The 16,904-nt window shown below is 70.5% G+C and carries 1 pseudogene; it reads left to right on the forward strand.

The annotated features are described in order from the left end of the window. Nucleotides 1-19 precede the first annotated feature (19 nt). Nucleotides 20-16,795, forward strand: a pseudogene (locus IBX18_RS13305) (non-ribosomal peptide synthase/polyketide synthase); the annotation flags it as partial. Nucleotides 16,796-16,904 lie beyond the last annotated feature (109 nt).

Consider the following 16,904-nt stretch of genomic DNA (forward strand, 5'->3'; position numbering starts at 1 on the left):
CCGAACCAGACGAGCCAGGGTCACCACACTGCCGCAGCTGATGGCGACGGCCGTCGAGGCGAACCCGAACGGCCTCGGTGTCGTCCTCGCCGACGCCACCGGCACGCTGGCGGAGCTGAGCTACGCCGAACTCGATGAGCGGTCCACCCGGCTGGCGCGGCTGCTGATCGACCGTGGCGTCGGCCCCGAGGACCTGGTGGCCGTCGGCATCCCGCGCTCGATCGAGTCCGTGATCGCGGTCTGGGCGGTGGCCAAGGCAGGCGCCGGTTTCGTGCCGGTGGATCCGAACTACCCGGCCGACCGGGTCGAGCACATGGTCGCCGACTCCGGCGCGGTCTGCGGATTGACCGTCGCCGCGGTACGCGACGAACTGCCGGACCGGGTCGACTGGCTGGCCATCGACACCGCCGACTGCGCCAGGTGGCTCGAGGAGTTCCCGGCGGACCCGGTTACCTATATCGACCGGGTGCGCCCCCTGCGGGCCGAACACCCGGCCTACGTCATCTACACCTCCGGATCCACCGGCACACCCAAGGGCGTCGTCGTCACCCAGGCCGGCCTGTCCGGCTTCTGCGACGAGCAGCGCGAGCGCTACCAGGTGACGGGTGATTCGCGGACGCTGCATTTCGCGTCGCCGTCGTTCGACGCCTCGGTGCTGGAGTTGCTGCTCGCGATCGGCGGCGCGGCCACCATGGTCGTGGTGGCGCCGACCGTGTTCGGCGGCGAGGAACTCGCGGCGCTGATCCACAGGGAACGCGTGACACACGCGTTCATCACGCCCGCGGCGCTCGCGTCGGTGGATCCCGCCGGGCTGGACGAGCTGCGGGTGGTCGTCGCGGGTGGCGAGGCGTGCCCGCCGGAGTTGGTGCGGCGCTGGGTGGTACCGGTGTCCGGCAAGCGGGTCCGGGAGTTCTACAACGGGTACGGGCCCACCGAGACCACGATCATGACGAACATCAGTGCGCCGCTGGTCCCGGACGCGCCGGTGACGATCGGCGGGCCGATCCGCGCGGTCACCGAGTACGTGCTGGACGAGCAACTGGTGCCGGTCAGCGGCGCGACGGTCGGCGAGCTCTACATCACCGGCGCGCAGCTGGCCAGGGGCTACCACGACCGGGCCGGGCTGACGGCGGCCCGCTTCATCGCGAATCCCTTCGACGCCAACGGCTCTCGGCTGTACCGGACCGGCGACCTGGTCCGCTGGACAGCGGACGGTGCGCTGGAGTATCTGGGCCGCAACGACTTCCAGGTGAAGATTCGCGGCTTCCGCATCGAGCTCGGCGAGATCGACGCGGTGCTCGCCGCGCACGAGACGGTGGACTTCGCGGTCACCGTCGGCCACGAACTGGACAGCGGCGCCACGATTCTCGTCTCCTACGTGCATTCCGCGCCGGGCATGGATGCCGACGCCGCCGAGCTGGCCGCCGTCGCCGAGCAGCGCCTGCCCGCGCACATGGTGCCGACGGTGGTCATGGTGATCGCCGCGATCCCGCTGACGCCGGTCGGCAAGCTCGACCGCGCCGCGCTACCCGCACCGCGCCTGCAGACCAAGGTGTTCCGCGCACCGGTCGGCCCGCTGGAAGAGCTGGTCGCCGACGTCTTCGCCGAGTTGCTCGGACCCGGCGCCCCGGTGGGCGCCGACGATCACTTCTTCGAACTCGGCGGCAATTCGCTGATCGCCACGCAGGCGGCGGCCCGGCTGGGCACCGCCCTGTCCGCTCGGGTGCCCGCGCGGCTCATCTTCGAGACACCCACCGTCGCAGGCCTGGCCGAGCGGATGGAGTCGTTGAAGGGTGCCGGGGATCGGCGCGCGCTCGCGCCGACCGAACGGCCCGAACACATTCCGCTGTCGCTGGCGCAGCAGCGGATGTGGTTCCTGAACCAGTTCGACACCGCGTCGGCGGCGAACAACATTCCGATCGCGGTCCGGCTGTCCGGCGCGCTGGACGTGTCGGCGCTGCAGGCCGCGATCATGGATGTGATCGAACGGCACGAGACGCTGCGCACCGTGTATCCGGCCATCGACGGCACCGGCTACCAGGTGGTTCTTCCTGCGGCACAGGCTGTTCCGGACCTGGCGCCGAAGCCGCTCGCCGAGCACGAGCTGGCGGACTGGCTGCGCGGGCTCGCGCTGGCCGGGTTCGATGTCGCCGCGGAGGTGCCGCTGCGCGTCGCATTGGCCGAACTGTCGCCCAGCGAACACGTGGTCGTCGTGGTCGTGCACCACATCGCCGCCGACGGCGCCTCGGTCGCCCCGTTCCTGCGGGATCTGCTCGGCGCCTTCCTGTCTCGGCGCAACGGCGCACCGCCCGCCTTGCCGCCGCTGCCGGTGCAGTACGCCGATTACACGCTGTGGCAGCGCGAGGTGCTCGGCGACGAGCACGACCCCGACTCGGTGGCCGCCGCGCAGATCGCCTACTGGCGCGACGCGCTGGCCGGCATCCCGGATCGACTGGACCTGCCCGCGGACCGGCCACGCCCGGCCATCGCCTCGAACGCCGGAGCGGAGTACACCTTCGAGGTGTCCGCCGCGGTCCATCGCGGGCTCACCGAGCTGGCCCAGCGGGCGGGCGCCTCGGAATTCATGGTGGTGCACGCCGCGTTCGCCGCACTGCTCGCCCGGCTCACCGGCACCGACGACATCGTCATCGGCACCCCCGTCGCCGGCCGTGGCGAGCGCGAGCTCGACGGGCTCATCGGCATGTTCGTGAACACCCTGGTGTTGCGCACGCCGATCGCTCCCGGCGCCTCGTTCGCCGAGCTGCTCGCCGCGACCAAAGAGACGGACCTGGCCGCGTTCTCGCATGCCGAGCTACCCTTCGAGCGGCTGGTCGAGGTGCTCGATCCGGTGCGCTCGCAGGCCCACCACCCGCTGTTCCAGGTGGCGCTGTTCTTCCAGAACATGAGCAAGGCGCACGTCGAGCTGCCCGGCCTGTCCGCTCACGCGGTCGAATTCGACGGCGCGGTGGCCAAGTTCGACCTGCAGCTGACCGTGGTGCCCAAGGCCGAGGACGGGTTCTCGGCGCAGTTCACCTATGCCACGGATCTGTTCGACGAGGCGACCATCGCGGAGTTCGCGCAACGCTTCGAGCGCCTGCTCGCCGCCGTGGGCACCGACCCGGATCGCGCGGTCGGGGAGATCGATCTACTGGCGCCGGATGAGCTGGCGCGGATTCTCGTCGGCTGGAACGAGACCCGGCACGCGGTCGCTCCCGAACTGCTGCTCGACGGATACCGGCGGGCGGCGGCGGCGTATCCCGACGCTGTCGCGCTGGCTTACGAGGGCACCGAGCTTACTTATCGTGAGTTCGATCGCCGAGTCAACCAGCTTGCCCGGCTGCTGATTTCGCAGGGTGTCGGTGCGGAGTCGCTGGTAGGACTGGCGATTCGGAGGTCCCTCGACCTCGTTGTCGGTATGTATGCGATCGTGACCGCGGGTGGCGCGTATGTGCCCCTGGATCCGGATCATCCGGCCGAGCGGATCGCGCACATCCTCGATACGGCGCAGCCGGCCTGCGTGGTGACCACGTCGAAGGATGCGGTCGAGGTGCCCGCCGGGACGACGGTGCTGACCCTGGATACGGTCGATACCAACGCCTTCGACGGTGCACCGGTCCGCGACGAAGAACTGGTGCGCACGGTGCTGCCGCAGCATCCCGCGTACGTCATCTTCACGTCGGGTTCGACCGGTCGCCCCAAGGGTGTCGCGGTCTCGCACGCCGCGATCAACAATCAGATCGAATGGATGCTGGCGGAGTACCCGCTCGGCCCCGACGACGTCTACCTGCAGAAGACCGCGACGACCTTCGACGTGTCGCTGTGGGGCTTCTTCATGCCGCTGCGCGTCGGCGCGAAACTGGTCGTCGCCACCCACGACGGGCATCGCGACCCGGTCTACGTCGCGGAAACCATTGCCGCGCAGCGGGTTACCGTCACCGACTTCGTGCCGTCGATGCTCACCGTGTTCGCCGCACACACCGCAGCGGGTGCCTGCCCGACCCTGCGGGACGTCTTCGTGATCGGTGAGGCCTTGCCGCCGGAGACCGTCGCCGCGTTCGCCGCGGTGTCGGACGCGCGGGTGCACAACCTCTACGGCCCGACCGAGGCCGCGGTGTCGGTGACCTACTGGCCGGCCGACGGCTCGGATATCCGTACGGTGCCGATCGGCTTGCCGCAGTGGAACACCCGGGTCTACGTGCTCGACGGGCGACTACGCCCGGTCCCCGCCGGGGTACCCGGCGAGCTGTACCTGTCCGGTGACCAGCTGGCTCGCGGCTACGTCCGCCGTCCCGATCTGACCTCGGATCGGTTCGTGGCCGACCCGTTCGGCTTCGGCGAGCGCATGTACCGCACCGGCGACCTGGTGGTGTGGCGCGACCGCGCCGCCGGCCGGTCCCATCGGCTGGATTACCTCGGCCGCACCGACTTCCAGGTGAAGTTCCGCGGCCAGCGCATCGAGCTCGGCGAGATCGAGACCGCGCTGCTGGCCCAGCCTTCGGTGAACCAGGCGGTGGCGCTGGTCAGCCGGTCCACGCTGGGCGATCAGCTGGTGGCCTATGTCGTCGCCGGGCCGGGACAGCGGGTCGAGCAGGCGGAACTGCTCGCCGCGATCGCGGCGACGCTGCCCGCCTACATGATTCCGACGGCCATCGTCGCCTTGCACGCCTTCCCGCTGAACCCTAGCGGCAAGCTGGATCGCAAGGCGCTGCCCGAGCCGTCCTTCACCGCGCGCGAATTCCGGGCGCCCGCAACGCCGGTCGAGGAGATCGTCGCCGAGGTGTTCGGCGAGGTACTCGGCCTCGACCGGGTCGGCGCCGACGACGACTTCTTCGCCCTCGGCGGCAACTCGCTGATCGCCACCCAGCTGGTGGCCCGCCTGGGTGCCGCGGTCGATGCCAGGGTCCCGGTGCGGACGCTGTTCGAGACGCCGACGGTGCAGTCGCTGGCCGCCGCCATCGACTCGCAGACGCACGGCGCGCGCGGCGTGCCGCTGGGTAGCATCGCCCGCCCCGACCAGTTGCCGCTGTCGCTCGCGCAGCGGCGGATGTGGTTCCTCAATCGGTTCGACCAGTCCGACGGTGACGCGGCGGTGGGTTCGGCCGCCTACAACCTGCCGTTCGCCTTGCGGCTCACCGGCGCGCTGGATGTCGCGGCCCTCGGTGCGGCCCTCGACGACGTGGTGAGCAGGCACGAAGTGCTGCGCACCGTGTACCCGGAGAACGCGGACGGCCCGATCCAGGTGGTGCTGCCCGCGAGCCGGGTGCAGCTGGACGTCACCGCGCGTCCCGTCGCCGCGGCGGAGGTGCCCGGCGAGGTGTATGCGCTGGCGTCGACACCGTTCGACGTGACCGACGAGGTGCCGGTGCGCGTGCGCCTGCTCGAAATTACCGACGGCACAGCGGAATCGGATCACGTCCTCGCGGTGGTGGTGCATCACATCGCGGCGGACGCGTCCTCGATGGGCCCGCTGGTGCGCGACGTGATGGTGGCCTACGCCGCGCGGACCGCAGGCGAGGCGCCCGGGTGGAATCCATTGCCGGTGCAGTACGCCGACTACGCGCTGTGGCAGCGGGCGGTGCTCGGCGACGAGGCCGACCCGGAATCGATTGCCGCGCAGCAGATCCTGTTCTGGCGCAAGCAGCTCGCGGGCCTGCCCGACCTGCTGGAGTTGCCGACGGATCGGCCGCGGCCTGCCATCGCGTCGATGGCCGGTGCCCGGGTGGACGTACAGATCGACGCCGCCACCCATGCCGGTCTGGTGGAACTCGCACGCGCGCATGGTGCGACGCTGTTCATGGTCGTGCACACCGCGCTGGCGGTGCTGCTCGCCCGGTTGTCCGGTTCCGGCGACATCGCCATCGGCACCCCGGTGGCCGGCCGCGGCGAGCGGGAACTCGACGACCTGATCGGCATGTTCGTCAACACCGTGGTCTTCCGGGCCACGGTCGATGGCGGCGCGGCGTTCACCGATGTGCTTGCCGAGCAGCGTGATACCGACCTGCAGGCGTTCGCGCACGCGGACATCCCGTTCGAGCGACTGGTCGAGGTGCTCAACCCGCCCCGCTCGACCGCCCATCACCCACTGTTCCAGGTGGGTCTGTCGTTCCAGAACATCGCGCGCACCGCGCTGGAGCTACCCGGCCTGGCCGTGACCGGCGTCGACGCGAATCTCGATGTGTCGCAGTTCGATCTGCACCTGATCGTGGGCGACAGCTACGACGAGTCCGGCACGCCCACCGGCATGGGCGGGTTCTTCACCTATGCGACAGATCTTTTCGACGCCGCAACGGTGCAGGGCTTCGCCGAGCGGCTCGCGCGCATCCTCGCCGCCGTCGTAGCCGACGCCACGATTCCCGTCGGTGACATCGACCTGCTCGCCACTACCGAACGCGATGCGGTCCTGTCCCGGTGGAACGACACCGCGCACCAGGCCGACGCTGCCGTGACGCTGCCGTGGTTCCTGCAGCGCGCGGTGCTGGCGGCGGCACCCGAGGCCGTCGCCGTGGTGGCCGACCTGCCCGACGGCGCCCGGCACGAGCTGACCTACGTCGAGCTGGACACCAGGGTGAATCGCCTTGCCCGCTACCTGATCTCGATCGGGGTCGGGCCGGAGTCGCGGGTGGCGCTCGCCTTCCGCCGTTCGGTGGACCTGGTCGTCGCCATGTACGCGGTCGCCAAAGCCGGTGGCGCGTATGTACCGGTCGACCCGGACCAGGCCGCCGAGCGCACCGGCTACATCCTGGAGACCGCGGCACCGGTGTGCGTGCTCACCAACGCGGACGCCGGCTTCGACACCGAGGTCGCGCCCGTGGTGCCCATCGATGAGCTCGTCCTGAGCTCCTTCCCCAGCGGACCGCTCGCCGACACCGAACGCCTTGCGCCGCTGCGGCCCGCGAACACCGCGTACGTGATCTTCACGTCGGGCTCGACCGGTCGCCCGAAGGGCGTTGCCGTCTCACACGCCGCCATCGCCAACCAGTTGCAGTGGAAGACAGCCGAATTCGGCCTGTCGGAGCGCGACGCCGTGCTGCTGAAGACGGCGGCCACCTTCGATCTCTCGGTCTGGGAATTCTGGTCGGCGGTGGCCTGCGCGGGCAAGCTGGTGATCGCCGCGCCGGACGGGCACCGCGATCCGGCCTACCTCAACGAGCTGATCACCCGGGAAGCGGTGACGACGCTGCATGTCGTCCCGTCCATGCTGGACGCGCTGCTGGTGCACACCGGCACGGAATCCGCGCCGGAACCGTCGCCGTTGCGGCGGGTGCTCGCCATCGGTGAGGCGCTGCCCGCCGCGCTGGCGCAGCGCTTCCTGGCGACGCGTCCGGAGGCGGAACTCTTCAATCTGTACGGCCCCACCGAGGCCGCGGTCTCGATTACCCATCATCGGGTGAGCAAGGCCGACAACGGCTCCGTGCCGATCGGTGCGCCCGAGTGGAACAGCCAGGTCTACGTGCTGGATTCGCGACTTCGCCCGGTACCTGTCGGCGTCTTCGGCGAGCTGTACCTGTCGGGCGCTCAGCTCGCCCGCGGCTACTTCGGCCGGACCGATCTGACCGCGGATCGGTTCGTGGCCAACCCGTTCCAGCCCGGCGAGCGCATGTACCGCACCGGTGACCTGGTGGCCTGGAACCGCGACGGCGAGCTGAACTACCAGGGCCGCACCGACTTCCAGGTGAAGATCCGTGGTTTCCGGATCGAGCTGGGTGAGATCGAGGCGGCGCTGCTGGCGTTGCCGGAGATCGCGCAGGCCGCGGTGGTCGCCAAGTCCGATCCCAAGACCGGTGATCGCCTGGTCGCCTACCTGGTCGGCCGAGCCGAGCCGGTCGCCCCGGCCGGGCCCGCCGCCTCATTCGCCGTGCAGGCCGCCGCCTTCGCTGCCCAAGCCGCCGATGGCGAGGCGTCCGAGGACGCCGGTCTCGAGGTGGCGCAGGTGAAGTCGGTGCTGAGCGAAGCGTTGCCGTCGTACATGGTGCCGTCGGCGTTCGTGGTGCTGGACGCCTTGCCGCTCAACGTGAACGGCAAGTTGGATCGGAAGGCATTGCCGGAGCCGGAGTTCGAGGCTCAGGTGTTCCGTGCTCCGTCGACACCGATCGAAGAGATCGTCGCGTCGGTGTATGCCGAGGTGCTCGGTGTCGAGCGGGTCGGTGCCGACGACGACTTCTTCGCTCTCGGTGGCAACTCACTGCTGGCCACCCAGGTCGCGGCGCGCATCGGTGCCGCGCTGGATGCCCGCGTTCCCGTCCGCGCCCTGTTCGAGGCCGCCACCGTGGCCGGACTCGCGATCAAGGTCGAGCACACGACGGCGGAGACCACCCGCACTCCGCTGGTCGCCCAGCCGCGCCCCGAGCACATTCCGCTGTCCTCCGCGCAGCAGCGGATGTGGTTCCTGAACCAGTTCGACACCTCCGCCGCCGTCTACAACATCCCGGCCGCCATCCGGCTGTCCGGCGACCTGAATGTTGACGCGTTGCAGCAGGCCGTCGCCGACCTCGTCGCGCGCCACGAGATCATGCGCACCGTCTACCCGGAGACGATGGACGGTCCGGAGCAGCGCGTCCTCGCGCCGCACGAGGTCTCGGTGGATCTGGCCCCCGCGCAGATCGGCGAGGAACGCGTGGCGCACGAGGTGCAGCGCATCGTCGCCGCCGGTTTCGACGTCACCATGGAGGTGCCGTTCCGCGCCAGGCTGTTCCAGCTCGCGGCCACCGAGTACGTCCTGGTGTTCGTCGCGCACCACATCAGCGCGGACGGCTGGTCGATGGGTCCGCTGACCCGAGATCTGATGCTGGCCTACGCCGCTCGCAGCGGTGGCGAGGCACCCTCCTGGGCACCGCTGCCGATCCAGTACGCCGACTACGCGCTCTGGCAGCGCAGCGTGCTCGGCAGCGACGACGACCCCGAGTCCCTCGCGGGCGCCCAACTCGCCTACTGGACAACCGAACTCGCCGATCTGCCGGACGAGCTGAACCTGCCGACCGATCGGCCACGGCCCGCCGCACAGAGCTTCGCGGGCGGCAAAACCGATTTCGTCGTCGACGCCGAGGTGCATGCCGCGCTTGTCGGGTTGGCCAAACAGCACAACGCGACGCTGTTCATGGTCGTGCACACCGCGCTCGCGGTGTTCCTGGCGCGCATGTCCGGCACCGAGGACGTCGCCATCGGCACCCCGATCGCGGGCCGCGGCGAGCCCGAACTCGACGATCTCATCGGCATGTTCGTCAACACGCTGGTGCTGCGCAGCCGGGTCGCCGCCGACCTCGGCTTCACCGAGTTGCTCGCGGCCAACCGGGAGACCGACCTGCGCGCCTTCGCCAACTCCGACACCCCGTTCGAGCGGCTGGTCGAGGTGCTCGATCCGGAGCGTTCCGCAGGTCGCCACCCGCTGTTCCAGGTGGCGCTGTCCTTCGAGAACCTCGCCGCCACCAGCTTCGAGCTGCCCGGCCTGAGTTTCGCCGCGCTGGATCCGGCGGCGGACACCGCCAAGTTCGACCTGCTGCTGACCGTGCGCGAGCAGCGCACCGAGGCGGGCGCCGAAGCCGGCCTCGCCGCCGAATTCACCTATGCCCGTGACCTGTTCGACGAGCACACGGTCGCCGAGTTCGGTCGCCGCTTCCGCGGCATCCTGGCCGCCGTCGCGCAGGATCCGGCCACCGCCGTCGGCGACCTGGAGATCCTGGACGAGTCGGAGCGGGCCGAGCTGGTCACCCGCTCGGGCGGCGACGCCGTGGCGCCGCGCAGCCTGCCGGAGCTGATGGCCTCGGCGGTCACCAGGAATCCCACCGGTGCTGCCCTCGTCGTCGGCGGCCGGTCCTTCAGTTACGTCGAACTCGACGCCGCCTCTTCGCAATTGGCGCGCACACTCATCGATCGCGGCGCGGGCCCGGATGTGCTGGTCGCGCTGGCGGTCCGGCGCTCGGTCGAATCCCTGCTCGCCCTGTGGGCGATCGCCAAGACCGGCGCGGCGATCGTGCCGATCGACCCGACCTACCCGCCCGAGCGCATCGCGCACATGGTGGCCGATTCCGGTGCGGCACTGGGCGTGACGCTCACCGCCGAGCTGGGTGCCCTGCCCACCTTGGCGGGCGGGCGTTTCTGGTTCGTGCTCGACGATCGCGACTTCACCTTCGACGTCGCGTCCCGCTCGGACCGCCCGATCAGCCTCACCGAACGCCATGGCCCGATCCGGAGCAGCAACGCCGCGTACGTCATCTACACCTCGGGCTCCACCGGGCTGCCCAAGGGTGTGGTGGTCACGCACGCGGGCCTGGCCAACTTCAGTGCCGAACAGGTGGAGCGGTACGGACTCGACCAGTCCACCCGCGCACTGGCTTTCGCCTCGCCGTCGTTCGACGCCTCGATGCTGGAGCTGCTGCTCGCGCTCGGCTCGGCGGGCGCACTGGTGGTCGCGCCGCCGCTGACGTTCGGCGGTAGCGAACTGGCCGACCTCATCCGGGACGAAGGGGTGACGCACGCCTTCCTCACGCCCTCGGTGCTCGCCTCGCTCGACCCGGACGCGCTCGCGGGCATGCAGGCGATCGTGGCGGGCGGCGAAGCGGTGCCCGCCGACCTGGTCGCCAAGTGGGCGGGTGCCGAGAACCGGCGCTTCTACAACGGTTACGGCCCCACCGAGACCACGATCATGACCAACATCAGCGACCCGCTGCGGCCCGGGGAGCCGGTCACCATCGGCGGCCCCATCCGCGGTATGCGGTCTCTGGTGCTGGACCGCAGACTGCGTCCGGTGCCCGAAGGTGTTGCGGGCGAGCTGTATCTGGGCGGCATCCAGCTGGCGCGTGGGTACCACGCCAAGCCGGGGCTGACCGCGAGCCGGTTCGTCGCGGACCCGTACGGGGTTCCTGGCGAGCGGCTCTACCGGACCGGTGATGTGGTGCGCTGGGCCCGCTCCGGTGGCGAGCCGGTGGTGGAGTATGTGGGCCGCAACGACTTCCAGGTGAAGGTGCGTGGTTTCCGGATCGAGCTCGGCGAGATCGACGCCGCGCTCACCGCGCAGCCCGGCGTCGAGTTCGCGGTCACCCTCGGCCGCGAATCCGGTTCGGGCGCGACGATGCTGGTCTCCTATGTGCTGCCCGGCACGGGCGTCACGCTCGATGTCGCGGACCTGACCGAAGAGCTCGGCGCCGTCCTGCCGGAGTACATGGTGCCCACCGCCATCGTCGTGCTGGACGAGATCCCGCTGACGCCGGTCGGCAAGCTGGATCGGCGCGCACTGCCCGAACCCGCCCGCGAGACCACCGCGTACCGCGCACCGCAGACCCGGGCGGAACTGACCATCGCCGAGGTGATCGGCGAGGTGCTCGGCATCGACCGGGTGGGCCTCGACGACGATTTCTTCGCCCTCGGCGGCGACAGCATCGTCTCCATCCAGGTGGTGTCGCGATCGCGCGTCCGTGGCGTGACCTTCGCCCCGCGTGACGTTTTCGAGCTGCGCACCGTCGCCGCGCTGGCCAAGGCCGCCACGGTCGAGGACGGGCCGGGCGACGAATCCGGCGATCTGCCGTTGACGCCGCACGCGGCCCGGCTGCTCGACACCGGCGTCGAGGTGCGCGCCATCGCGCTCGACGTGCCGGAGAGCTGCGCCGTCGAAGCCGTGCACACCGCGGTCGGCAAGGTGCTCGATCAGCATCCGATGCTGTGGGTGCGGCTGGATCGTTCGGGCGACACCCCGGTGCTGCGGATCCCGCCCGCCGACGAACGCACGGGCGAGGCGTTCCGTCGCCTCGACGCGCAGCACGGCGAAACCACGCTGCCCGTCGACGATGTGGTGCAGGCCGCCGCCGCGGCGCTGGATCCCGAGCAGGGTCGCAATATCCACTTCGTGCTGACCGGCGGCCCCGAGGGTCGATCCACACTGATCGTCGTCGCCAACGGCCTTGTCGTGGACGACATCTCGTGGCGGACCATGGTCGATCAGCTCACCGCGGCTTGGAGCCGCGGTAGGCACGCCGCACCCGCGGCGCCGGAATCGGGCCTCGGCGTGCTCATTCGCGCGCTCTCGACCAAGGCGCACGATCTGCGCACCGTCGGCGAGTTGGGCTGGTGGGAGCGGATTCTGGCAACCGTCCCCGAGGGGAATGTGGCCGACGGGCGCGATCTGCGGGTGCGCAGCCGGGTCTCGCTGGCCATCACCGCGGAGGGTGCCGCCGCGGTGGTCGCCGCGGCGACGGCCTACCACGCCACCGTGGACGACGTCCTGCTGACCGCGGTCGCGCTGGCGCTGCAGACCTCGGCGGGCGAATCCGTCACCCGCGCCCTCGGTACGGTGATCCGGCTGTCCGCCGACGAGCGGTCCGCGACCGATGCCGACGAGAGCATGGTCGGCGGCTTCACCACCGAGTTCCCGCTTCCGTTGCGGCTCACCAGGATCGACGCCGACGACGCGCTCGTCGGCGGTCCGGCGGCCGGGGCCGCGCTGGCCCAGATCAAGGAGCTGCGCCGCTCGGTGCCCTCGCACGGCGTCGGTTACGGCCTGCTGCGCTACCTCAATGCGGACACCGCCGCCGAACTGAGCGAGCTCGGCCGTGGTCGATTCGCGCTGCGCTACCGGGATCTGCGCCCGGCCCGGGTGCACACCGACACCCCGGCCGACGACCTGCTGCTCGACCTGACAATCGACGCCGCCGACGACGGCCTGGTGGCCCGGTTCGACTACGCCGCCGCGGTATTCGCCGCCGACGAGGTGAAAACCTTTGCCGAGCACTGGATCTACGCGCTGGGCGGGCTGGCCGAGCACGGGCTGCGGGCGGACGGGGTCACCTATACGCCGTCGGACTTCACGCTGGTTCGGCTGAAGCAGCCCACCATCGACCGGCTCGCCGCCGCCTACCCGACCCTCACCGATGTCTGGCCGGTGACCCCGCTCCAGTCGGGCATGCTGTTCCACGCGTTGCTCGCCGAGTCGTCGGTGGACGTCTACACCACCCAGTTCATCCTCGACCTGGGCGGCACGGTGGACACCGGACGGATGCACGCCGCGGCACAGGGCGTGCTGGACCGGCACGACAACCTGCGCGTCGCCTTCGCCGAGGACGACGCGGGCAATCCACTGCAGGTCGTGCAGGACTCGCTCGAAGTGCCGTGGCGCTACATCGATCTCGGTCAGCTCGCGCCCGAGGCCGCTGCCGAAGAACTGGCCGGCATCAAGGCGGCCGACCTGGCCGATCACTTCGATATGCGGACCGCGCCGCTGCTGCGGTTCGCGCTGATCCGGTCCGCCGCTGCGGATCCCGCGACCGCGGACGGACCCGCCACCGGCACGTACCACCTGCTGGTGACCAGCCATCACATCCTGATCGACGGCTGGTCGATGCCGCTGCTGATGAAGGACCTGCTGACGCTGTACGCGCTCGGCGGCAATTCCCGGCATCTGCCCAAGGTGCCGTCCTACCGGGGCTACCTGGCCTGGCTGGCCGCGCAGAAGGCCGACGCCGCGCGCGAAGCCTGGCGGGCCGCGCTGAGCGGGATCACCGAGCCGACGCCGCTGGCACCGGTCGATCCGGGCCGCGAAATCTCGGCGGGGGTGGGCGAAGTCGGCTTCGAGCTCGCCCAGTCCGACACCACCGCGCTCACCCGGCTCGCCTCGGGTCTCGGCGTCACCGTGAACACCGTCGTGCAGGCGGCGTGGGGTCTGCTGATCGGGCGCAGCGTCGATCGCGACGATGTGGTCTTCGGCGCCACCGTCTCCGGGCGGCCGCCGCAGCTGGACGGCGTCGAGAGCATGGTCGGGCTGTTCCTCAACGCGATCCCGGTGCGGGTGCGCCTCGGCGCCACCGACACCCTGGGCGGGCTGCTGCGCCAGCTGCAAGCCGAACAGGCCGGGCTGCTGGACCACCACTACCTCGGGCTGAGCGATATTCAGGAAACCGTCGGCGTGGAAGGGCTTTTCGACTCCCTGGTGGTGTTCGAATCGTTCCCCGTCGACCGCGACGGCCTGGACAAGGCCAGCGCCATCGACGGCATGAGCGTCACCGGCGTCGGCGCGGTCAACGGCACGCACTACCCGCTCACCGTGATGGTGGTGCTGGACAGTCAGCTGCGGGTCTCGGTGAAGTACCTGCGCGACCTGTTCGACGAGACGGCGGCACAGGCGCTCGCGCAACGGCTTTCGGCCCTGATCCGCCGCTTCGTGACCAACCCGCAGGCGCGCGTGGCCGACATCGACGTGCTGCTGGACAGCGAGCGGGCCGAGCTGGCCGCCCGCAACGCCACCGAGGTGCCGGAGCTGCGGGACGACGCGACGCTGCTGTCGCTGTTCGACGCTCAGGTGGCCCGCACGCCGGACGCGGTCGCGGTGCGCTACGGCGACGTCACGCTCAGCTACGCCGAGCTCGACCTGCGCTCTCGGGCCCTGGCCGCGGAGATCGCCCGCTGGGGCGTCGGGCCGGAATCGCTGGTGGGCGTGGCCATGCGGCGCGGTGCCGACCTGGTCGTCGCCGTCTACGCGGTGCTGCGGGCCGGCGCGGGCTACCTGCCGATCGACCCGGATCACCCGGCCGAGCGCAATGAATACGTGCTGGCCAGTGCCGCCCCGGCCTGCGTGCTGACCACCGGCGACGCCTTCGTCACCGACACCGATATCGCGGTCGTCGCGGTGGACACGCTTTACCTGCCGCTGGATTCAGTCGCGCGCACGGACAGCGGACTACACCCGGACAACGTCGCCTACGTCATCTACACCTCCGGCTCCACCGGCCGCCCCAAGGGCGTGGTGATCACGCACCGGCAGATGGTCAACCAGTTCCGCTGGGCGCAGCGGGCTTATCCGCACGACACCGGCGACGTGGTGCTGCACAAGACGCCGATCACCTTCGACATCTCCACCTGGGAGTTGTTCTGGCCCTTGCAGACCGGCGCCTCGATCGTCGTCGCCGAGCCGGACGGTCACCGCGATCCGGTGTATCTGGCGAAGGTCATCGCCGAGAACGCGGTCAGCACGGTGCATTTCGTGCCGTCCATGCTGGATGCCTTCCTCGTGCCGGATGCGGCGGCGGACTACCCGAGCCTGCGCCGGGTGTTCGCCGCGGGTGAGGCGCTGTCCGCGGAGACCGCGACGACCTTCGCCGACACCATTCCGGATACCCAGCTGGTGAACTGGTACGGGCCCGCCGAGGCGACCGTGGTGACCGACTACCGGGTGGAAGACACTGCCGCACTGGCGGTTCCGATCGGTACACCGGTGGCCAACACGCAGGTGCACGTGCTCGACCGGCAGCTGCGCCCGGTGCCGCCCGGCGCCGCGGGCGAGCTGTACATCGCGGGCGTACAGCTGGCCCGCGGCTACCTCGGTGCCCCCGCCCTCACCGCGGAGCGTTTCGTCGCGCACGAGGGCGGTACGCGCCTGTATCGCACCGGTGACATCGTCCGCTGGCGCGTTGGTGCGCTGGAGTACCTGGGGCGCAGCGACTTCCAGGTCAAGCTGCGCGGTCAGCGCGTCGAGCTCGGCGAGATCGAAACCGTGCTGCTCGGCCACGAATCGGTGCGCCACGCCGCCGTTTCCCTCGTCGGCGGCTCGTCGGGCGATCGGCTGGTCGCCTACCTGGTCGCCATGCCGGGGGAGACCGTCGACCAGACCGCGGTGCTGTTGCACGCGCGCGGCGCGCTGCCGTCGTACATGGTGCCGTCGGCGTTCGTCGTGCTGGATGCCTTGCCGCTCAACGCCAGTGGCAAGCTCGACCGCAAGGCGCTGCCGGTCCCCGAACTCGCCGCCCGCCCGTACCGGCCGCCGACCACCCCGCTGGAGCGGACCATCGTCGAGGTGTTCGCCGAGATCCTCGGCGTCGAACGGGTCGGCCTGGACGACGACTTCTTCGATCTCGGCGGCAATTCACTGGTCGCCACTCGTGCGGTCAGCCGGTTGCGCACGCTCACCGGCGCCGAGGTTTGGGTGCAGTGGTTCTTCACCGATTCCACCCCCGGCGCGTTGGCCGCCCGCATCCTCGCGGCGCTGGCCGGGGACCACGACTACGACCTGGACTCGAACGCGGCGCTCGGTGTGCTGCTGCCGATCCGCACCAGGGTGCCGCACGACACGGCCGCCGCCGAGCCGCTGTTCTGCCTGCACCCGATGTACGGATTGTCCTGGTGCTACGCGGGTCTGGCCCGCTACGTGCCCGCCAGCAGGCCGATCTTCGGTCTGCAGTCGCCCGCGCTCACCGAAGACGGCTATCTGCCCGTGTCGCTGGCCGAGATGGCGAGCCGGTACGTCGCGGAGATCCGCGCTGTCCAACCGGCCGGGCCGTACCGGCTGCTCGGCTGGTCGCTCGGCGGTGTGCTCGCGCACGCCGTCGCGACCGAACTGCAGGCCGCGGGTGAAGAAGTCGCGCTGCTGGCCATGCTGGACAGCCACCCCGACATCGATGTGACCGACTTCCGGGCCGCGATCCGGGAGGCGTTGAGCGAGCTCGGTATCGGCGCCGACGCGCTGCTGCCCACCGAGGGCGATATCCACGACCTCAGCGACGAGGCGCTCGCCGCGCTGCACGCCACCATCCCGCCGGACATGGCCGTGCTCACGCCGGAGCGGGTGCGCCGGATCTACCGCAGCGCGGTGCGGTCGGCCGAGCTCATCGCCGAGCATCGCCCCGAGGTGTTCCGCGGCAGGCTCGATTACTACAGCGCGGCCGGGCACGAGACCGCGGCAGCCAACTGGCAACCGTTCGTCGACGGCCGTGTCGAAGATCACCCGGTCGGCGTCGCACACGATCAGATGACCACGCCGGAGGCGCTGGCCGAGATCGGGCCGGGCCTGTCCGACCTGCTCGACCCGCGGGCGCACTAGGTGTGTGCGAAGGTGGGTCGGGCGCGCCGGAATCGGGGTAGTTCAGGCATGATGGGGCAACCTTGCGGTAACGATCACCCCTTTTGCCGCGACTACATAAGCCGTATGG

Source organism: Nocardia sp. XZ_19_369 (genome assembly GCF_015355715.1).
In the GTDB taxonomy this organism is placed as follows: Bacteria; Actinomycetota; Actinomycetes; order Mycobacteriales; family Mycobacteriaceae; genus Nocardia.